The 20171-nt window shown below is 69.4% G+C and carries 20 protein-coding genes and 1 pseudogene; 8 read left to right on the top strand and 13 right to left on the bottom strand.

Going from position 1 to position 20171, the window contains the following annotated elements; translation table 11 throughout:
• Nucleotides 1-26: 26 nt before the first annotated feature.
• Nucleotides 27-761 carry a DJ-1/PfpI family protein gene (locus tag LTV02_RS08430; protein WP_067712552.1) on the bottom strand — a complete coding sequence of 245 codons (735 nt, stop codon included), beginning with the start codon at nt 759-761 and terminating at the stop codon, nt 27-29.
• A 15-nt stretch (nt 762-776) separates the two neighbouring features.
• Nucleotides 777-1733, bottom strand: a complete 957-nt coding sequence (locus LTV02_RS08425; RefSeq protein ID WP_233039446.1) for a GlxA family transcriptional regulator — start codon at nt 1731-1733, stop codon at nt 777-779.
• Nucleotides 1734-1858: 125 nt separating this feature from the next.
• On the opposite strand from LTV02_RS08425, the gene LTV02_RS08420 reads away from it, so the two are divergent.
• Entirely contained in the window at nt 1859-2242 is a 384-nt protein-coding gene (locus LTV02_RS08420; RefSeq protein WP_233039445.1) for a hypothetical protein, read from the top strand.
• 70 nt (nt 2243-2312) lie between these two features.
• On the opposite strand, the gene LTV02_RS08415 is transcribed toward LTV02_RS08420, so the two are convergent.
• Nucleotides 2313-2924 carry a TetR/AcrR family transcriptional regulator gene (locus tag LTV02_RS08415; RefSeq protein ID WP_233039444.1) on the bottom strand — a complete coding sequence of 204 codons (612 nt, stop codon included), beginning with the start codon at nt 2922-2924 and terminating at the stop codon, nt 2313-2315.
• A gap of 70 nt (nt 2925-2994) precedes the next feature.
• Here LTV02_RS08415 and LTV02_RS08410 point away from each other — a divergent pair, with 70 nt between their 5' ends.
• Nucleotides 2995-4257, top strand: coding sequence for an oxygenase MpaB family protein (locus tag LTV02_RS08410; RefSeq protein ID WP_233039443.1), 1263 nt, complete (start codon nt 2995-2997; stop codon nt 4255-4257).
• 5 nt (nt 4258-4262) lie between these two features.
• On the opposite strand, the gene LTV02_RS08405 is transcribed toward LTV02_RS08410, so the two are convergent.
• A complete protein-coding gene (locus LTV02_RS08405; RefSeq protein ID WP_233039442.1) occupies nt 4263-5258 on the bottom strand; it encodes a bile acid:sodium symporter family protein in 996 nt (331 codons plus the stop codon).
• An 83-nt stretch (nt 5259-5341) separates the two neighbouring features.
• On the opposite strand from LTV02_RS08405, the gene LTV02_RS08400 reads away from it, so the two are divergent.
• Entirely contained in the window at nt 5342-6217 is an 876-nt protein-coding gene (locus LTV02_RS08400) for a LysR family transcriptional regulator (protein WP_233039441.1), read from the top strand.
• Here the strand turns inward: LTV02_RS08400 and LTV02_RS08395 are convergent.
• Complete coding sequence (locus LTV02_RS08395; protein WP_233039440.1) at nt 6195-6800, bottom strand: phosphoribosylanthranilate isomerase; 606 nt, start codon at nt 6798-6800, stop codon at nt 6195-6197. The two genes, LTV02_RS08400 and LTV02_RS08395, sit on opposite strands and share 23 nt — an antisense overlap.
• A gap of 93 nt (nt 6801-6893) precedes the next feature.
• Here LTV02_RS08395 and LTV02_RS08390 point away from each other — a divergent pair, with 93 nt between their 5' ends.
• Nucleotides 6894-8462: a serine/threonine-protein kinase gene (locus LTV02_RS08390; RefSeq protein ID WP_233039439.1), complete on the top strand. Its 1569-nt coding sequence runs from the start codon at nt 6894-6896 to the stop codon at nt 8460-8462.
• A gap of 6 nt (nt 8463-8468) precedes the next feature.
• On the opposite strand, the gene LTV02_RS08385 is transcribed toward LTV02_RS08390, so the two are convergent.
• The gene (locus LTV02_RS08385) at nt 8469-10064 is read right to left on the bottom strand and encodes a GMC oxidoreductase (protein ID WP_233039438.1); all 1596 of its coding nucleotides are present in this window, start codon (nt 10062-10064) and stop codon (nt 8469-8471) included.
• Between the two features lie 31 nt (nt 10065-10095).
• Nucleotides 10096-11427: a lipase family protein gene (locus LTV02_RS08380; protein WP_233039437.1), complete on the bottom strand. Its 1332-nt coding sequence runs from the start codon at nt 11425-11427 to the stop codon at nt 10096-10098.
• A 92-nt stretch (nt 11428-11519) separates the two neighbouring features.
• On the opposite strand from LTV02_RS08380, the gene LTV02_RS08375 reads away from it, so the two are divergent.
• The gene (locus LTV02_RS08375; protein WP_332909566.1) at nt 11520-12194 is read left to right on the top strand and encodes a TetR/AcrR family transcriptional regulator; all 675 of its coding nucleotides are present in this window, start codon (nt 11520-11522) and stop codon (nt 12192-12194) included.
• On the opposite strand, the gene LTV02_RS08370 is transcribed toward LTV02_RS08375, so the two are convergent.
• Nucleotides 12152-12955: an MBL fold metallo-hydrolase gene (locus LTV02_RS08370; RefSeq protein ID WP_233039436.1), complete on the bottom strand. Its 804-nt coding sequence runs from the start codon at nt 12953-12955 to the stop codon at nt 12152-12154. The two genes, LTV02_RS08375 and LTV02_RS08370, sit on opposite strands and share 43 nt — an antisense overlap.
• Nucleotides 12952-13503: an ester cyclase gene (locus LTV02_RS08365; protein WP_233039435.1), complete on the bottom strand. Its 552-nt coding sequence runs from the start codon at nt 13501-13503 to the stop codon at nt 12952-12954. Before LTV02_RS08365 ends, LTV02_RS08370 begins: the two co-directional genes overlap by 4 nt.
• A 108-nt stretch (nt 13504-13611) precedes the next feature.
• On the opposite strand from LTV02_RS08365, the gene LTV02_RS08360 reads away from it, so the two are divergent.
• Complete coding sequence (locus LTV02_RS08360) at nt 13612-14298, top strand: TetR/AcrR family transcriptional regulator C-terminal domain-containing protein (protein ID WP_233039434.1); 687 nt, start codon at nt 13612-13614, stop codon at nt 14296-14298.
• Here LTV02_RS08360 and LTV02_RS08355 read toward each other — a convergent pair.
• Nucleotides 14241-15647 carry a hypothetical protein gene (locus LTV02_RS08355; protein ID WP_233039433.1) on the bottom strand — a complete coding sequence of 469 codons (1407 nt, stop codon included), beginning with the start codon at nt 15645-15647 and terminating at the stop codon, nt 14241-14243. The two genes, LTV02_RS08360 and LTV02_RS08355, sit on opposite strands and share 58 nt — an antisense overlap.
• 293 nt (nt 15648-15940) lie before the next feature.
• Between LTV02_RS08355 and LTV02_RS08350 the strand changes: the two genes are divergently transcribed.
• Together LTV02_RS08350 and LTV02_RS08345 are read left to right on the top strand one after the other, a co-directional pair.
• Nucleotides 15941-16816 (top strand): M23 family metallopeptidase, encoded by an 876-nt coding sequence (locus LTV02_RS08350; RefSeq protein ID WP_233039432.1) that lies wholly within the window; start codon nt 15941-15943, stop codon nt 16814-16816.
• 89 nt (nt 16817-16905) lie between these two features.
• Nucleotides 16906-18063 carry an alpha/beta fold hydrolase gene (locus tag LTV02_RS08345; protein WP_233039431.1) on the top strand — a complete coding sequence of 386 codons (1158 nt, stop codon included), beginning with the start codon at nt 16906-16908 and terminating at the stop codon, nt 18061-18063.
• An 18-nt stretch (nt 18064-18081) separates the two neighbouring features.
• Here the strand turns inward: LTV02_RS08345 and LTV02_RS08340 are convergent, their stop codons facing one another.
• The 3 genes and pseudogenes from LTV02_RS08340 to LTV02_RS08330 all read right to left on the bottom strand — a co-directional run.
• Nucleotides 18082-18354 (bottom strand): helix-turn-helix domain-containing protein, encoded by a 273-nt coding sequence (locus tag LTV02_RS08340; protein ID WP_233039430.1) that lies wholly within the window; start codon nt 18352-18354, stop codon nt 18082-18084.
• Nucleotides 18355-18386: 32 nt separating this feature from the next.
• On the bottom strand, nt 18387-19316 hold the full coding sequence (locus tag LTV02_RS08335; RefSeq protein WP_233039429.1) for a tellurite resistance/C4-dicarboxylate transporter family protein: 930 nt from the start codon (nt 19314-19316) through the stop codon (nt 18387-18389).
• A 150-nt stretch (nt 19317-19466) separates the two neighbouring features.
• Nucleotides 19467-19926, bottom strand: a pseudogene (locus LTV02_RS08330) (AMP-binding protein); the annotation flags it as partial.
• Nucleotides 19927-20171 lie beyond the last annotated feature (245 nt).

The following is a 20171-nucleotide window of genomic DNA, read 5'->3' as shown; positions in this document are numbered from 1 at the left end:
CGGATTCGATTGGCGGACCGACCGATTCACACCGCGGCGCGGGTCTTGCGGTCGCGTGCGCGATTCAGGGCGAGCCGCCAGAGCGAGGTGGCGATATCGACCGGAAGCCGCGGCCCGGCAGCGATTTTCGTCATCTCCAGCCGCGCCTTGCGCAGCAGATCCGCGGACGCCTTGTCCGGGTGGCCGGTGTCGAACGGCGGATGCGGGTCGTATTCGATGGCCAGCTGGATCAGCTGCGCCCGCTCCTCCCCCGCGATCTCCCCCGCCAGCCACAGCCCGAGATCGATCCCGGCCGACACCCCGGCGGCGGTGACGATCTTCCCGCTGCGCACGATCCGCTCGTGCGGCCGGGATTTCGCCCCGAACGCGGCCAGCGCGGGCTGCGCCGCCCAGTGCGTGGTGGCCGGATGCCCGCGCAGAATATCGGCGGCGGCCAGCACCAGCGCGCCGCTGCACACCGAGGTGGTCCACTGCGTCGTCCGATGGACCGCCCGCAACCATTCCACCAATTCCTTGTCCGCCATGGCCGTCGCCGTCGCCGACGCGGAACCTGGTACCAGTACCAGGTCGGGAGCCGGCGTCTCGGCGAACGTGTGCGTGGCCCCGAGCACCAGCACCCCGCTGTCGGACACGATCGGCCCGACCTCGTTGGACACGAACCGCAGTTCACTGTCCGGCAGATTGCGCAGCACCTCGTAGGGACCGATCGCATCCAGCACGGTGAGCCCCGGATACAACACGATGGCGATCTGGAATGTCATCAGACGATCTCTCTTTCAGAACCGAGTGAACCGGGCGCGATACTCGCCCGGCGGAATTCCCAAGTGGCGGTGGAAGATCCGATACAGCGTCTCGGGACTGCCGAGCCCGACGGCAGCCGCGACCCGATCCAGGGGCTGGTCGGTGGTTTCCAGCAGCCGCCGCGCCGCGCCGATCCGCACCCGTTCGACGTAGCGGGCCGGCGTCAGCCCCGTCTCCCCGGCGAACACCCGCGAGAAATGCCGCGTGCTCATCCCCGTGCGTGCCGCCAGCGCCGCCAGCGACAGATCCTCGGCGAGGTTCTCCTCCAGCCAAACCTGAAGCGTGCGAAGGGAATCCCGTTTCGGCGGACCCGCGGCGATGGGTGCGCTGAACTGGCTCTGCCCGCCCGGCCGATGCAGATACACCACCAGCCACCGCGCCACCTCCCGGGCCAGCTCCGGCCCGTGATCGGCGGCCACGATGGCCAGCGCCAAATCGATCCCCGCGGTCACCCCGGCCGAGGTCCACACCGGCCCGTCCTGCACATAGATCCGATCGGGTTCGGTGCGCACACCGGGAAATTCACGCGCCAGCAGTTCTCCGCCCGCCCAGTGCGTGGTGGCCCGGCGGCCCTCCAACAGTCCGGCCTGCGCCAGCAGGAACGCCCCCGAGCACACCGACCCGGTCCGCGTGGACATCCCGGCGACCCGTTCGATCCCGCCCACCAGCGCCGCGTCCCGGCACGCCGCCCATGACGACAGGCCCCCGGCCACGAGCAGCGTGTCGACGGGTTCGTCCCAGGTCGCGAGGTCATGTCGTGCGATCACCTCGACCCCGCTCGCGGACCGCACCGGCCCGGCGGGCGTCGCCGCGATCTCCACCCGATACCCGGGCGTGGCCCCCAGGAACGCGGCCCCGCTGAACACATCGGCGGGCCCGGACAGGTCCAGCAATTGGAACCCGTCGAACACCACCATCAGCACCACCCGCATGCCTCCAGCCTGCGACCACGCCCGGATGGCGTCAATGACACGACTATGGCAATTCCGGCCATCGATGACACCCGCACCGGCGCGTCACACGGATTCCCCGCTGACCGGGTGAGACCCTGCCCGGTGTGACCGATTCCCTCATGCTCGCCGCCATGGATACGGTGTCGGAACTGGTGAATTCGACCGCCGCCAGCGCCACCGGCACCGATCTGCCGAGCGTCACCTGGACCTGGGACAGCTGCGCCCGCCTCGCCGCGCCCGGCGCGGACCGTCCGGAGTTTCTCGGCACCATCCACCTCGACCTATCCGGTCCCGAAGCCGAGGCCGCGCTATTGGCGTGGGCCGACGCCCTCGAGCTATCGGAGTCCACCAGCCCCCACGAGGCCGCCGACGGCCGCCGCGCCTTCACCGGCCTGCTCGCCGGTTCCCTCATCCGGATTGCCGCCCTGGTCGAATCCGCCAAGGACGCAATGGATTTCGACACCGACTACTACAGCGTGGTGCTCTGACCCATCCCTGCCGCAGCGTGATCCAGCCAGGCCCGCGATAACGCATCGCGGGCCTCTTCCGTTGCCCTCGTCACGCCGGCTCGCGTTCACTCTCGATCCACGCCCCGATCATGGCGGCGGTGTCCTCGATCAGCCGGTCGCGGTCGATCCCTTTGGGCGAGAACGCGATCCGGAAGCTGGCCGCCAGGCCGGTGTTCATCATGACCAGGGCTTTGCCGTCGAGGTCGGCATTGTCACGGGGTCCCCACTGGTGCAGCAGGTAGGCGCGGGTGAGGACCAGCAGGCGGCGTTCGAGGTCGGTCAGTTCGAGGGCGCTGAGGGGGATCTGCGCGACCAGGGCGCGGGCCAGGCCCTCCTGGGCGGCGAGGGTGTCGGCGATGGCGCGCAGGCTGGCGGCGACGGCGTCGCGCGGCGGTCCGGCGAGGGTGCCGAGGACGGCGGTGGTGAAGCGTTCCTCGATTTCGGCCAGGAAGCGGGTGCGCAGTACCTCCACGATTTCCTCGCGGTCGGCGAAGTAGCGGTAGAGGGTGCCGATGCTCATGCCCGCGTGCGCGGCGATCCGATTGGTCGAGGTGTCGGCGATGCCGCGTTCGGCGAAAAGTTGAGCGGCAGCTTCGACAACCCGTTCCCGGGAGTCCAGCGCACGCTGTTGTTTCGGACTCTTGCGCAGGTCAGATGCCATACCGTCGGCCTACGAACGCGGCGCGAAATCGAAGTAGAACATGAGCACGAACTCATTTTACAGTTTCGGTATGAACACCGCGGCCTTCTCGCCGGATCACCCGGCACCCACCGAATTCCGCTATCGGGAGCGGATTTCCGATCCCGATGTACAGCGGGCGCGCCGGCTGTGGCAGCGCGTCTTCCGCTTCGATCCGCAACCCTCCGAGGACCTGGTGAGTGCGTTCGGCGCGGCCTACTACCAGGCCGATCCGGTGGCGGAAGCGTTCGTGGACGAGGTGTATCTGGGCGAGTTGGGCCCGAAGGCCGGGCGCGCCATGCTCGATCGCGCGCTCACCCACGGAATCGAGTCGGTGCCGGACGCGCCGCCGTCGCTGGTGCGGCTGTTCCGCGAGTACGAGACGCCGCCCGACTGGCTGGATCCGGAGCTGGCAGAGCTGGGCGCACGAGTGTTCCGGCGCTGGGGCACTTCGGTTTTCAGCTTCGCCACCACCAGCACCCTGGAGATGTACTCGGAGAGTTCGATCGCAAAACCACTCGCCTACACCGGCGGCTATACCGGTGCGCGGGCGCACAAGCGGCAACTGGAGACGGTGCGGTTTTGGATAGATGTGTCCGAACCCGGCGGCCTGGATCCCGGTGCGCGCGGCCGTCAGACCGCCATGCGGGTGCGGATCATGCACGTGTTCATCCGCCGCAAGCTGACCCAGCGGCCCGAATGGGATCACGCGGCCTGGGGTGTGCCGATCAGCGTCGGCGACGCCACCCTCACCCTGATGGGCGGCAGTGTGGTGCCGGGGCTGGCGCTCTGGAGCATCGGGTATCAGACCACGATCCGGGAAATCGAAGCGACACTGCACTTCTGGCGGTACGTCGGTCACCTGCTCGGCGTGCAGCCCGAGTGGTATCCGCGCGATTTCCGCGACTCGGTGCGGCTCATGTTCGCCGCGTTCGTCAAACGCGCCCACACGGCCGGAGCGGACGGCGAGGAACTGGTCGAATCGTATCTGCCCGCTTTCGCACCGAAGCCGGATACCCCGTGGCACAAGCGGATTCGCGACGAGTTCAACTATCGGGTGCAGATCGGCTACACCGGCGTGTGGCTGCCTCCGGCGACCTACGCCCGGCATACCATGCCGAATCGATTCCCCTGGATATTGCACCCGATCGCACAGGCCCCCTTGATCTTCGGCGCGGAGACGGCCCGGCGCATCGTGCCCGGCCTGGACGCCCTCGCCGACCGGGTGCAGCGCGCCCGCCGTGAGCGGTGGTACCGCAATGAAATGGGCGACCGGCACGCGGAATTCCAGCCGGTCGAGGAATTCCGCCGCTGAGCGGATCAGCGCGCGATCGCCGGCTCGGCTGCCTCGGTCTGATCCGCGCGGGCGTACCGGCGCGCCAGCGCGGCACAGGTGATCAGCTGGATCTGATGGAAGAGCATGAGCGGCAGCACGATCAACCCCACCGCATGCCCGGCGAACAGCACCGACGCCATCGGAAGTCCGGTGGCCAGGCTCTTCTTGGACCCGCAGAAGGTCATGACGATGCGGTCCGGACGCGTGAACCCCAGCCACCGGCTGCCGAGCGCGGTCGCGCACAGCACGACCGCGAGCAGCGCGGCGCACACGGCGACGGTGGCCAGGAGATCCTTCGCCGACAATCCCTTCCAGATGCCCTGCACCACGCCCGCGCTGAAAGCCGCGTACACGACCAGATACACCGAGCCGCGATCCACGACGGTGAGCAGCGGGGGCCGGCGCAGCACCCAGCCCAGCCGCGGCCGCAGCAGCTGCCCGGCCAGGAACGGCAGCAGCAACTGCACGACGATCGCCAGCACCGCCGACGCCGAAACCCGCACCTCGCCGGTGGTGTTCAGCAGCAGGATCACCAGCAGCGGGGTCACGAACACCCCGGCCAGGTTCGACAGCGAGGCGCTCACCACCGCGCCCGCCACATTCCCGCGCGCGATCGAGGTGAACGCGATCGAGGACTGCACGGTGGACGGCACCAGGCACAGGAACAGCACCCCGGTGTAGAGGTCCTCGCTCAGCACCGACGGCACCAGCACCCGCAGCGCCAGCCCGAGCAGCGGGAAGACCACGAAAGTCGCTGCCAGCACGGCGGCATGCAGTCGCCAGTGGCGCAGACCCGCCAGCGCCTCGCGGGGTTCCAGGCGCGCCCCGTAGAGCAGGAACAGCACCGCGATGGCGATCTTGGTGGCCCAGCCGAGCAGTTCCGCCGCCTCGCCGCGCGCGGGCAGTACCGCCGCGCACGCCACGGTGGCGAGGATGCCGAGCAGGAACGGATCGATACGAAGCTTGGCCAGGATGCTCACCCTTGGAACGGTAGGAGCCGGCCGACCGATCGCGATAGACGTTCGATCCGATAACTCCGAACGAGAAATGTGATAATTCACCGGTGTTCGAACCGGATCTCCTGCGCACCTTCCTGGCCGTGGAGCGCGCGGGCGGCTTCACCGCGGCGGGCCGCCTGCTCGGGCTGCGGCAATCCACGGTCAGCGGTCATATCGCCCGCCTGGAACAGGCCGCGGGCCGGGAACTGTTCCGCCGCGACACCCGCAATCTGGCGCTTACCGCCGACGGGGCGGCCATGGTCGGGTTCGCCCGCCGCATTCTCGACGCGCAGGCCCAGGCCGAACGCTATTTCTCCGATTCCACGCTGACCGGGCTCATCCGCCTCGGCGCTTCCGACGATCTGATGGCCCGCGAGCTGCCCGACATTCTGGTCGAGTTCCAGCGCATCCATCCCGGCGTCGACCTGGAGCTGACGGTGGGCCTGAGCGAGAACCTCAAAACGCGGATGACCGCCGGGGAACTCGACCTGGTCTTCGGCAAACGGCTGCCGGGCGAACGGCACGGCCGGCTGCTCTGGCGCGATCGGCTGATCTGGGCGGGTCGTTCCGCCGCAACGGAATTCGACGATCCGATACCCCTGGTGACCTATCCCGAACCCAGCCTGACCCGGGAGCTCGCACTGCGCGCGTTGCGCCACGCGGGCCGCACCTACCGCGTCAGCTGTGTCAGCGACAGCCTGCTCGGTCTACGTGCCGCAGCCCTGGCCGGGCTGGGCATCGTGGTGCATGCGGAGAGCGTGCTGCCCGAGGACCTCGTCCCGCTGACCGATTCGCGCCTACCGGAACTGGGCGAACTGGATTTCGTGCTCATGCATCGCCGCACCCGGCTGTCGGATCCGGAGCAGGCGCTGGTGGAGGTCATCACCGCCGATACCCGGCAGGCGGGCCGGGATTCGGTTACTCCGCGCGCGCCGCAGTGAGGAACGCGCGAATCAGGTCGTGGTCCTTGACCCCAGGGCTCGATTCGACGCCGCTCGAGACATCCACGCCCCAGGGCTGAGCCTGCGCGATGGCGTCCCGCACATTGCCGGGAGCCAGACCACCCGCCAGCAGCCACCGGCCGGTCGGTCGCGCCGCAGTGAGCGCCGACAGATCCCACCGCTGCCCCGACCCGGCCTTGGGCGAATCCAGCAGCAGCACTTCCTCCCCGAACGCCCCCACCCGCAGATCCGGCTCGTCCTTCAGCGAAGTCGCCCGCCACAACCGCACGCCCAGCGCGGCCGCCGCCTCGAAATCCGCCTTCGAGTAACGCCCGTGCAGTTGCAGCACGTCGACCCCGACCTCCAGGGCCACCCGAGCACCCTCCTCGGCGCTCACATCGTGCACGACCAGCACCGAATCCACCTCTGCCGGAACGCTTCCGGCCAATTCCTTCACCAGCGCGGGCTCCACGGCCCGCACACTGGTCCGGCTCAGCACGAACCCGACCGCGTCGGCCCCGGCGGCCACCGCGGTCTCGACGTCGCCGATCGAACTCAACCCGCACACCTTCACGAAAACCACGACCTCGAGGTTATTCCCTGCAAGAATCCAACTCGCGTCGCCCCCGGTCGAATCCCGTGCCGGTGCAGCGCAGACGCACAACCGGGGGGTGTCGTGGTGTTGCCATCGGGGTCGGAGTTCGCGGGTTTCGCCATCGTGCGGTTGCTCGGCTCCGGCGGTATGGGCGCGGTGTATCTGGCGCGCCACCCCCGGCTGGACCGCGAAGTCGCCTTGAAAATCCTCAACGATGCCCTGGCCGCGGACCCGCGCACCCGCGCCGCCTTCGACCGGGAGGCCGCGGTCGCCTCGCGCCTCGACCATCCGAATATCGTGCCCGTCTACGACCGCAACGGCCCGGACGATCGCGCGCTGTGGCTGTCCATGCGGCACATCCCGGGCGGGGACACCCTGCGACTGCTGTCGTCGGCACCCGAAGGCCTCCCCCTGGATCAAGCCGCCAGCCTGATCACCGATGCCGCGCACGCCCTCGATCACGCCCATCACCGCGGCGTCCAGCACCGCGACGTCAAACCCGCCAACCTGCTGCTGGAACACGATCCACGGCACGGCATGCGCGCGGTCCTCACCGATTTCGGCATCGCCCGCACCCTCGACGACACCGTCACGCTCTCCAGCGTCTCGGCCACCTTCGCCTACGCCGCCCCTGAGCGATTCTCCGGCCGGCCCGCCGACCATCGCGCCGATATCTACTCCCTCGGCTGCACGCTGTTCCAATTCCTCACCGGCCGAACACCTTTCCCGCGCTCGGATCAGGCGGCGGTGATCGGCGCGCATCTGATGGAGCCCCCACCGGCGCCGAGCCGGTTCCGCTCCGGCCTGCCGCCGGGGCTCGATGCGGTGATCGCGACCGCGCTGGCCAAGAACCCCGATGATCGGTATCCGAATTGCGCGGAGCTGATCGCCGACCTGAACCGCGCGATCGCAGCACCGGCCCCATCGCCCGCACCGGTTCCGGAACCGCGACCGCGCCCACAACCGGCGGTCATTCCGGACCGGGTTCCGACCCCGGATCCGATGCTGATTCCGGGCGCACCACCACCGAAGGCATCCCACGCGAGTACGGAACACCCTGCCGGACAACAGAATCCCGAAAAGCCCGCGCCCCGGCTGTCACGCCGGCGCCTGGTCGCCGCACTCGCGATCGCCGGTACGGCGGCAGGTCTGCTGATCGGTTACAACCTGATCCGCGCCAACTATTTCGTCGCCGCCGACAACGGACGCGTGGTCGTACTGCGCGGCATGCCGGATTCGGTGCTGGGTTTGTCGATCCGCGACGTGGACCAGGTCGGCTGTGTCACCGAATCGGGCGAACTCACGCTCGTGCCGCCCGATTCGGCCTTTCCGAGCGGCTGCCGGGAACTGAAACTCGCCGATTTCCGTGCCACCGGCCAGTATTCGATCGCCAAGGGCCTGCCGTCGGGCTCCCGCGAGGAAACCGACAAGCAGCTGCGCTCGGTCGTCGAAAGAGAACTGCTACCACCTTGCGAACCGTCCGCGGGCTCCGCCGCCGCCACCCCGGCGGGCACCCCCGCACCGGCCACTCCGACCCGGACGAGCACGGCGCCGCCCGCACCGACGCTCGGCGCGGGACCGGCCACCACCTCCGTATCGGGAACCGGCGCCGCGCAAGCCGCCGGCCAGACCTGCCGATCGACCGGATAGCGCCGTTCAGATCGTCCGGCCGACATCGACCGAAACCAGCTGGGCGAGAGCACGTTCGGCGACCGCGGCGATGGTCATCGACGGATTGCAGGCCGCGGTATTGCCGGGCATGAGCGCACCGTCGAGGACGTACAGCCCGGACTGGCCGAGCACCCGGCCCTCGAGATCGCAGACCGTGCCCATGCTCGCGCCACCCAGTGGATGCCAGGTCGAGGGGAACACCGCGTTCGTGTCCAGGAGGGAGCCGCCCTCGCCCGCGATCCGCCGGACAGCGGGACCGATGTGGTTGTCCTGGATGTAGGAATCGCCGTCGGCGGGCCAGTGCAGCGTGGCGCTGCCGGTGGCGGCGTCGTAGCGGAATTCGCCGCGCCCGCCGCTGACGCCGTAGCCGACGAGCATGGTCGATCGCGCGTCCAGGGAAAGCGGCGGGATGGAGGCTTGAATGACGGTGTGGGCGGCATTCGGATCCGTCCAGTTCTTGCTGCCATAGACGACGGGACCGCCTTGCTCGCGACCGAATTCGTCGCCGGGGCTGGTCCAGACATAGATCCGGTCGGCATTGGTACCCCAGTTGCCGCCCAATTCATCCGGCAGGTCCGGGATTTGGCCGCGCCCCTGGGCCCGGACCAGCAGGCGCGTCGTATTGAGGCTGCCCGCCGCGAGAACGAGCGCGCCGGCGGTGAGGATCTTCCGCTCCAGCACGGTGCCCGAGGTATCGGTGCGATCGACGTGCACGATCCAGCGGCCGTCGGCGCCGCGCTCGATGTCGGTGACCTCGTGCAGGGTCTGCACGGTCACCCGCCCGGTGGCCTCGGCCGCGGCGATATAGGTGACATCGACGGTGTGCTTGCCGCCATTGTTCACGCCCATCGAGCCGTCGCCGTTGGTGTACGAGGGCGTCATCTCCCCGCGCAGCTCGGCCAGGGCGAAGTTCCAGTCGATCGGCATCGGGATCTTCGACAGCGGCAGTCCCGCGCGGCGCACATGCTCGGCGAAAACCCGTGCCGCCCGGTAGTTCTCGGAATCGACGAGCTCGTCCGGCGCGACCGCGAGGTCAAGCATCCGCGCCACCCGGGGGTAGTAGACGCTGTCCATCGCGGCCCAGTCGAGCCCGGACGGGAAGTGCGCGGCGAACACCTCCTCGGCCGGCTGCAACGACATCCCTTGGTACACCAGGGATCCGCCGCCGAGGCCGGCCGCGCACAGGGCGGTCATGTTCTCTCCCGGCACTGCCTCGACGAGCCCGGTGTACGGCTCGAAAGCCACCGGCCGGCCGAACAGTTCCGGACTGGACCGGTGCCACAGCATGCGCTTGTCCGGCGCTGTCGCCTTCGGAAAGGTCCGGGCATTCGGCCCGGTGGGCCAGCGCATGCCGCGCTCGAGCAGCAGCACCGGCACCCCGGCTTCGGCCAGGCGCAGCGCGGCAACGCCACCGCCGAACCCGGAACCGACCACCACCACTCGATGTTCCTCGCGCGTGAGCGGAATATCGTTGACCCGGGCGGCGATTCCGGGCGGGGCCGCACCGACACGGGCGGCGGTGAGCAGTGCGGCGGTGGCCGCCGTGCCCGTCAGCAGAGCGCGGCGCGAGATTTCCGGCATGGCAGACTTTCGAGAGTCGAACGTTGACGGGTCAGTCGAAGGTGCAGCCCGCGAGCGGCTGGTCCGCGAGCCGATCGAGCAGATAGCGCACCGCACTGTTGGTGCCGAAGCCGTCGATCAGCTCCGGTCCGAAATGGTTCGGAATGGTGGTGCCGTACAGGATCGGCGGCAGCCCATTGGTCCGGAAGGTGACGGTCGCCCCCGCGGCACACCACTCGGTCGCCAGTTGCCGCGCCTGTCCGTACGGCACGGTGTCGTCATTGCTGCCGCTGGTGATCAGCACCGGGCTGCCCGGCGTCAGCGAGCCCGTGCGCTGCTGCGCCAGAATCCTTCCGACAGCGGGAATTTCGCGCATGTGATCCACCAGCGGCCGCTGATCGGCGGTGAAGGCGGGCGTGCGCAAGAACGGATGTCGCAGGATCATGTCGCCGATGCAGCCGTTGGCCAGCTCCTCGAGCAGTCCGCGCCCGGCGGCATTGATCCGGGCATCGAACTCACCGTTCAGCTCCGGATAGCGGGCCAGGAAACCGTTCAGCGCGTACCCCACGGCACCACCGATCAAGCTGCCCTCGATGCGATCCAGAATCGCCGACAGGTCAGCGGTCGGCGCACCCGCCCAGGTGCCTTTGAGATTCAATTCCGGCGCGTACGCCGGCTGCATCTCGGCCGCCGCCGCACTCGCGCCGCCACCCTGCGAGTATCCCCAGAAGGCGAGCGGCGTCTCACTTCCGCTGCCGGACAACGCATTCGCGGCGCGCGCGGCATCCAGCACCGCCCGCGCCTCCTCGATCCGATTGGCATAGGTGTGGATCCCGGGCGTCCCCATCCCGATGTAATCGGTGACGAAAACCCGGGCCCCCAGCGAATTCCAGGCCAGCGCCGCCAGCGCCTCCTGATTCGCCGAGAACGTCGGCGGCGTCACCGCGGCATACATACCGGTCGAGAACGCCAGCGACAACGCGCACTGATCCCCCTGCCCGACCGTCCCCGGCGCGATCAGCACCGTCGGCCGCGGCCCGGAACCGCGCCACGGCTGACTCGCGTCGATATACGTCCCCGTCACCGCCACCGGCACGTCGTCCTGGGTGCGCGAGGTGTACATGACCCGCTGCGCCGGAATCGGCCAGCTGCCATCGGATCCCGGCTGCGCCAGATACACCGGCATGCTTGCCGTCTTGATGACCGCACCCGGAGCGGTATCGAATTGCGCTGGGGGAAAGTAGAACTCGTCGACGGGTTCGGCACTGCCGGGCGCTCCCGCCAGACAGGTCGCGGCAATGGCGAGGCAGGTGGCGGCGGCCAGGGTCCATGCGCGCGTGACCGGCCGGCGGCGCGACGGGGTCCGATTCTGCTGTCCGGGCATCGTGATCTTTCTCTGCGAACTCACCCGGCGCGGCACCCGGCGAAGCACGATGAGTAACTCGGTTACTCAGGTAACGGCGTTACTGTAGCGGGGTGAGCAGGGAGACGGAAGAGGCTTTGCGGGCCCGGATCATCGACGTGGTGCGCGCACTGCTCGAATCCGACGGCTACGACGCCGTCCAACTGCGCGAAGTGGCCCGGCGGGCACGGGTTTCACTGAGCACCATCTACAAGGTGTTCCCGACCCGGGACGAGCTGATCGTCTCGGCCATCGAACGGTGGATGGAGGAGAACATCTATGTCGCAATGGAATCCCCGCCGCCGGGCGAAACGGTGTACGCGGGGCTGATGCGAGTGATCCGGCACGTGTTCGAGCCGTGGGAGCGGCATCCGATCATGCTCGAGGCCTACCACCGGGCGCGCGTCGGGCCCGGTTCCGAGCGCCTGGACAATCATGGGCTCGATGCCGTGCTGCCCATCGCGGCGGCGGTGCTGGGCGGCGCGGATCCGCAATACCTGCAAGACATCGCGGTGGTGCTGTCCAATATGACTTTCGCGCTGCTGGGGCAGTGCGCGGACGGCACCCTCGAGGTGGCCCAGGTGCTGCCGATACTGGAACGCGCCGTCTACCGCCTCACCGCCGATAACGAGCCCGATGCGGCCGCGGCCGTGCGGCGCCGCGAGTCCACGGCGGCGCCGCAGCTCGGTCCGCAGATCGCCGCACCCTATCGGCGCACGCCCGCCGCGGAGGCGACCGAGAACAGGTAGGGGTCGTGGCCGTTGACCAGCAGCAGGTCCGGGTCGGCTGCCCGCCAGAGTTCTTGCAGCCGGGCGTGGTTGGCTTCGACGCGCTGCCAGTCCGCGGCAACGAGGCGCTCCATCGCGGTCAGGGCACGGGGCGCGGAGGCAGTACCGTCGAGTTGGCCGTGATGGTAGAAGCCGTCGCCGGCGTGCAGGATCCAGTGGGCGCCGGCGTCCACGGCGACGGCGGCGTGCCCGCGCGTGTGCCCGGGCAGGCTGATCAGCACGAGGCCGGGCGCGATGCCGGTGAGTTCCTCGGCGCCGGGGAAGCCGCGCCAGGACTCTCCCGCCGCCGGTTCGTGTGTGACGAACCGCGGTCCGTGGGCTCGCGGTTCGGGAAGGTACCGGCCGCGCTCGGCGAATGTCCCGGGCCGCTGTACCGCCGCCGCCTCGGCGACCGTGAGATGCACTTGCGCCCAGGGGAAGTCGGCCAGGCCGCCGATATGGTCGGCATCGCAGTGCGTGAGCACGATGTGCCGGACGTCGTGCGGGTCGTAGCCCAGCGCTCGCAGCTGCGTGATCGCCGCCTCGGCCGGATCGAAGACCGGCCGGACGTAATGCCGCGCGGGCCCGAAACGCCGGGCGGGCGATTCGGCATCGCGTAGTCCGAGGCCCGAATCGACTAGCGCCAGACCGTTTTCCGTCTCCACGAGCAGCACATGGCACACCAGCCCGTCCGGCGTGGCGGGCGGATGCATGGTGCCGCAGTTGAGATGACGGACCTTCATACCGCGGCCGGGGTGTTCACCAGGCGCGGGTCCGGACTGCTCGACATGGCGAGCAGTCCGCGCAGCGCCCGCACCAGCAGCGGCCAGGTGCGCGGATCGCGTAGTTCGAGCGCGCCGACCAGCTGTTTGAGCATCGAGAGCGTGTCGAAGTAGATGCGTTCGGCGATCAGCCGCTCGTGCTCGTCGAAGACGAAATACGCCGTCATCCGGGTCCGATGCCTGCCGCCGGTGGCGGGAATGCCGCCCAGCGGGCCCAAATGCGTTCCGAGCAGCCAGAATTCGACGATCACCGCATCGGCGCTGTGCCGCATGGCGATGATCTCGTGATCCTGATCCGGGAACGCCACCCGGGTGTCGTGGTAGTAACCGCGTACCTCCGCGTCGCCGTCGTGGACGGTGAGCGTCGGAATGATCTCGTAGTGCGGATGCGGGAAGGTCGCCAGCACGTCGTCCCAGTCCTGGCGCACTTCGTCGTGGAAGTGATCGAGGACGAGTTTCTCGCGGGCGCGCAGCACCTCGGCGGCGGGAATGGCGAAACGGTCGGTCATGGCGAAACTCCCGAGCACTCGGCTCACTCAGAATCCCACGGCGTGGGAATAATCGGTAGAGTAAACCCACGCCGTGGAAATAAGCAAGCGTGAGGAATGATGAACGCCATGACCGGTTCCGCCACCTCGCCCCCGCGCCGCGGGCGGCCGCCGAAGGCCGAAGCGCAGCTTTCCCGCGCGGCGATCCAGGCCGCCGCGCTGGCGGTGATCGACTCCGAAGGCATTGCGGCGGTGAGCATGCGATCGGTCAGCCGGGTGCTGGGGGTGGACGCGAAAAGCCTCTACCACCATGTGGACGGCAAGGACGGTCTGCTCGATGCGGTCGCCGAACATCTCCTCGAACAGCTCCGGATGCCCGCGCCCACCGGATCACTCGATACCGATCTGCGCGCCCTGGCGCACGAATTCCGGCGCGTCACCCTCGCCCATCCCGAGGCCGCGACGCTGGTGCTGACCCGGCAGCTGTCCTCGTTCGGCGGACTGGCGCCCACCGAGGCGGTGCTGACCGTACTGTGCGCGGGGGGCTGCTCGCCCGAAGCAGCCGTGCACCTGCTGCGCACTTTCCTGGCCACCCTGATCGGTACGCTGCTGCGCGAGGTCTCGGCCGGACCGACCTTCGGCACGGACGATATCGCGGGCATCGCCGAACGCCGCCGCATCCTCGAGACCTCCGGGCTGCCCCAGATCGCCCGCGCCGCACCGCATCTCGCGCGCTTCGACCGCGATCGAGAATTCGATTACACCCTGGACCTTCTCGTCCAGCTCGCCGCGTCCCGCCTCGACGCCGCCAAGTAGGACAGGCTGCTGTCCGAAAACGTGATCGTGCCAGGGTGTTCCGCGTCGGCTTGCATGCGGGCCCACCGATCGCGAATGGCTTCCTTGGTGCGCGGGCGCACCCGGCACACCAGCGCGATGGCGGCGGCGCAGCCCAGCGTGATGGCCAGGGCGACCAAGCCGGGCGCGATCGCGCGTGCGGGCTCGGCGGGGCGATACCAGCTCGGCGAGTAGGCGATGCGATCGAAATCCCTGCCCCACAGCGCAACCGCCGCCGACGGCACGAACAGCACCCCGATGCACAGCGGCGGAATGGACGGGAACAGCGGGGTGGCCGCGCCGAGGCTGTAGCCGCCCACGAACGCCACCGCCATCCCGCTCAGCACGGCGACGAGCATGCCGTGCGCGCCGGTCAGCGCGGTCAGGATGGCTCCCACAGCCAGCAGGGCGATCAAGCCGGCGGCCAGCAGCGGCAGTCCGCGCCGGTGCCCGGCGGCCAGGCCCAGACCCACCAGCGCGACGAAAACCAGTACGGCCCAATCGGGTCGGGGCACGGTCACCGGGGTGCTGCCCGCCGCCGCGAAGGCCACCATCAGCAGCAGGAGGACGCCGTCGCGGCCGGGCAGAACGAACGCCCCGATCACCGCAGCCGACACGATCAACACCGTTCCCACCACCAGCACGCGCAGCTCACGGCCTTCCTGCGCGAACCATTCGGAGGTGAGCAGAATGGTCGGGAAGACGATGCCGGCCACCACCACCGGGCGCAGCGGGATCACGTCGACGAGTTTGCGGACCACCGCCGGCCGATGCCGCAGCCCGAGTGCGCACAGCGCGGCGGCCACCATCACGAGCGCGGACAATCCGATCGTCGGCATTTCCAGCAGATAGCGATTCAGCCAGGACGGCGTCTGCCCCGGAGCCGGAGCCGGGGTGAAATCACCGACCAGAATGCCGCTCATGGCGCCGAACAGGAAGGCGCTCGCGGTCGATTTCCGATGCCAGGCCAAGGTGCCGACGGTACCCATGAGCATGCCCGCGAGCACCGAGTCGATCCAGGTCAGCAGGGATTGCGAGCCGACCTCGTTGCTCCACAGCACCTGATCCACGAGCAACCCGCCCGCGCCCAGCGCCACCATCACCCAGCCGACCGCGTCGCTGGCCATCACGATGCACACCGCCGCCAGCACCGTCACGAAAGCCGCCGCCAGCGTCGCGCGCGGCACATTGAACACCGCCAGATCGACCCAGGCCGAGGATTCCTGCGTGACGCCGACCGTGGGGTCGATCGGCACCATCACGGTCAGCCCGGCCACCGCCGCCGCCACACCCACCGTTGCTGTCTCCAGCGCCCGCCACCGTCGCCGCACCCCTCAACGATGCCCCACCCCACCGAGATCAGCAATCATCATTTTTGCAGTTCAGAGGCAATTATCTCGATACAGCGAACATTTGGGCACGAAGTGGTCGGCGCTGCCACTCCCGGGAATCGAACTCCGGGTGAATTCCGCGGGGGCGAACCGAGACCGGCGGCCGAAACGATCATCACGAGTACGCCTGGCGCGGTACAGTTTTCGTCACGCCGCAGCCTCGGTTCGATATCGACTACCCCGCAGTGAGCCGGAGCCGACGGTACACCGTTGATCGACCGCCAGGACGTCGTATGTCGCAGCACCGCCACGCCGCCGGATCCCTGTCCGTGAAAGAACTAGTGGGCGAGGCTGCCGCCGCCCCACGCAGCCATCGCGCCGAACCGCCCGTGACCACCCGGATGCGCGCCCTCACCGGCGCGGCCGTGGCCGCCGGCACCCTGCTCAGCACCACCAGCCTGCTCGCCCCCGCGCTCGCGCAGGCCGCGCCCGTCACCGAGGCGCCCGACGCCGCCGAGGCCGAACCGGTCGAGGCCGCGGTGCCGGATTCGCCCGTCGCCGAACCGGTTGCCGCGCTCACGCCGTTCGGGCTCACCGGGCTGCCGGTGGAGATCGCGGGTCCGCTCGCGCAGGCCGAGCAGGCCATCAAGGACATTCAGAAGCAGCTGCCGCAGGTACAGGTGCCCGAGGTACAGGTGCCCGAAGTGCAGGTGCCGGAGCTGCCGCAGGTCGGCGCCCCGGCCACGCCGGTGTTCCAGCAGGCGCCCGCAGTGCTGCCGGTCGCGGGTGTGATCAGCTCCGGATTCGGCAGCCGCTGGGGAGAATTCCACTACGGCGTCGATATCGCCGACCCGCTGGGCACGCCGATTCATTCCGCGCTCGGCGGCACCGTGATCGAGGCCGGTCCGGCTTCGGGCTTCGGGCAGTGGATCCGGGTGCAGCAGGACGACGGCACCATCGCGGTGTACGGGCACGTCAACGACATGTACGTGCAGGCCGGGGAGCGGGTGAACGCCGGCGACATGATCGCCTCGGTGGGCAGCCGCGGCAATTCCACCGGACCGCATCTGCACCTCGAGATCTGGGACGAATCCGGGACCAAGATCGATCCGGTGTCCTGGCTGGCCGCCAAAGGCATTCTGATGGAACAGCATTGGGGCGCCGACTAGGGGCCTGACGCTCAGGGATCGGTGACGGCGGCGAAGCTATACTGCGGCTGACCGATAGAGCCGTCACCGATCCCCTCCAGAGGTGCAGCGTGCGTGCAACCGTCGCGGTCCCGATTCTGCTGATCATGGTGTTGGCCGGGTGCGGCCGGTCCACCGAGCCCGCCGATTCGACGGCGCAAACACCGGGAACGCTGGTAGCTCAGCGGTCGCTCGAGAACCTGGATGCGTCGCTGTCCGCGGCGGCCTCTTCCGCCACCTACCTTCGCTATCGGTCGACCGCACCGTCGGGCGCGTCGATCGAGGTGTCGGGGGCGCTGTTCGTCCCGACCGGCACCGCGCCGCCCGGCGGCTGGCCGTTGATCTCCCTGGCGCACGGCACCTCCGGCGTGGTCAGCGCGTGCGCACCGACCAACTCCCCCACCCTGTTCGGCTCCGCGCCCCTGGTCACCCAGTTGCTGACCGGCAAGCACGCCGTGGTGATGACGAACTATCAGGGTCTCGATGGTCCCGGCGCCGCACCGTATCTGGACACCCCGTCTTCCGGCTACGACGTCTTGAACGCGGCCCGCGCCGCGCACGCGACCGGTATGCCCCTCGCCCGGGACACCGTTCTCGTCGGTGCCTCGCAGGGCGGACGCGCCGCCGAATCGGCCGCCGAGACCGCGAAATCCTATGCGCCCGAACTGAAGATCCACGGCGTGCTGCTGCTCTCCCCCGCCTTGGAACTCAACCTCGACGAGCCGGTTCGCACCCGGACCCTCAATGCCCCGGACCAGTACCTGATCCTGCCGTACATCGTCGAAGCGATCCGGTACGGCGATCCCGCCTTCACCTACGACCGCGTCATGTACGGCGATCTGCTCACCGCCGCACCGCGTTTGGAGGCCGCGTGCACCGGCGACCTCACCGCCGCCGATCTCGAGCTGGGCAAGTCGGCCACGCCCGCCGAAGCCTGGTTCGCCGATGACGCGGCCGCCCAGCGCGTGGCCGATTTCGAAGCCCGCACCAACCTCCCGAAGTCCGCCAGCGCCTTCCCGACCTATATCGTCCGTGGCGACGCCGACCCGCTGGTCAGCACCTCTTGGTCCGACTCGGCCGTGGCCAAGATGTGCGCGCTCGGCACCCCGGTCCATGACCTGATCGTCCCCGGCGGCCACGAAGCACCCACCGCCGTCGCCGATCAATGGCTGCCCTGGATCGGCGACCTGTTCGCCGACAGCCCCATCGCCTCCACCTGCCCGCGCTGACCCGACGCGGCGACCAGCTCAGCCGGAACCGAGCTCGACCCCGGCGATAGCCGCCACTCGCCCGGCGACGGAAGCCGGCATGGGCGTTCCGGATTCGATGGCCGCCACCTCGGCGCTCATCACCGACGCGCGCCGAGCCAGCCCCGCCACGGTCCAGCCCCGGGCCTCGCGTGCCGCCCGCACCCGCTTCCCGAACTCGTACGCGAGACCCAGCCGATCCAGCTCGGTCCGCTCCGGGGACGTCCGGGCACCCGCGTCCCGGCGCTCGTCGAACTCCTCCTGTTTGATCATCGGTTTCGACTCTAACCAGGCAATTGCCCTGATCAGCGGAGGCGTCCGCGCAATCCCTTCACGAGCGTGAGGATCCACGCCGCTACGGCTATCGCCAGTAGCAGGCGACCCACCGCCCCCGACACGCTGACCCCGGTCACGGTGCCCGCGGTCAGCGTCGCGACGGCCGTCATGCCGAGCGGGAACACGGTGGCCCAGCGGCGAATGTCGTACTCGCGGCGCGGCCGTGCGATCTCGGCGATCCCCAGCACGAGGTAGAGCACCCAGTTCAGCCCGAGCAACACCCAGAGCGCACCCAGCAGCACCGTATGCCCTGCCCCTGACAGCCAGTGCACGGCAAGGATTTTCGCGGCCGCCAGCGCCGAAATGGCCAGCGCGCCGGTACACACCCACTGATCCCCCGCGCCCTGCCAGATCTGCCGGAAGTCGAAGTGCGTCAACGCGATCAGATACAGCAGCACGCCCAGGCACAACCAGGCCAGCGCCGCCCGGCACAACCACACCGGCCCGCCCGCCCCGGCCAGGCTCGCCGCCAGCACCGCGAGCCCCTGCGTGGCGACGCACACCAGGAACTCCGACCCCGGCATCACCCGGCTCCATCGCCGCATGACCGCGACCAGCAGCACCGGCCACCAGATCCCCGCAAGCACCAGCGCGGCCGCGCCCAGACCATCCCACCCGAGCAGGACGACGCGGGTCCCCAGCACCGTGGTCGCCGCCACGCCCGTCAGCCCCGGCGGCGTACCCGCTTCCGCCACCCAGCGCGACGGCTGACCCACCAGCCGCGTCGCGAAATCGATTCCCAATACCACCCACACCACGGCAGCCAGCGCCAGCGCCGCCACCGACAGCACCTCGAACCCGGTGAGGTGCAATCCGATCGACAGAATCCCGGTCGCCATCACCGCGGCCCCCGCCGCCGGCGGCAGCTCCCGCCACCATGCTGCCGCCCGATCCGTCATCTCACCCCTGCCAGGTCAGCCGTGCTCTCGCAACGCCGGAACGCTCGCACGATACCCCGGGACGCGAGCTGTCCGGCGACTCCGCGCCGAGCTCAGTCGCCGCCTGCTTCGAGCCTGCGGCGCAGCAGCTTTCCGGTGGCATTGCGGGGGAACCACGAAAGCGCGCAGCCGGGTGCCGAAATCCCGGTCGGGAACCCCGATCACGGCCGCTTCGGCGATATCGGGCCCTGGGCGTCGAAATGGCCGAGGTCGCCGCTGGAGAGCAGGCCGTTGATGGATTCCTTGGTGCCCCGTCGGTGTAGCCGGTGAAGCTGAGGCCGCTGGAGACGAAGATGGTGCCGACCGCGCCCGGGGTGGTGATCCGGTTGCGGTGTTCGTCGTAGAGCTCGACGTGGCAGCCGACCGGTGGGCGGCCGACGGTGCCCGGGGCCGCGCGCATATCGGCCGGGGTGGCCACGGCGACCACTGCGACCTCGGTGGAGGCGTAGAGGCTGTAGAGCACGTCACCGAAGGCCGCGGCGGTGCGGCGGCTCAGGTCGGGGGAAATCGAGGAGCCGGACGCGGAAATCACTCGGAGAGAGGAGGTGTCGTAGCAGGACAGCACGCGGGGGACGCCGGGTGCCGAGTTCGTCGACGATGGCCGCCGCGTGCGGATCCCGCCGGACCGCGTGGTTCAGGACGGTGACGAACGGCCCGACGGTCCCGGCGTCACGGGCGGACCGGATCGCGTCGCCGGGACGCAGGGGGTCGAACATGCCCGCTTGTGCAGTACCGCCAGCGCCGAGAACCCCTCGGACACCGTGCGCAGAACCCATCGCGGCGATCGTGCCATCCCCTGAACCCTCCAGCTCAATC

This window comes from Nocardia yamanashiensis, assembly GCF_021183565.1.
GTDB lineage: Bacteria > Actinomycetota > Actinomycetes > Mycobacteriales > Mycobacteriaceae > Nocardia > Nocardia yamanashiensis.
Note: the sequence above shows the minus strand (reverse complement) of the source record. Positions and strands in the feature narration are given on the sequence as shown.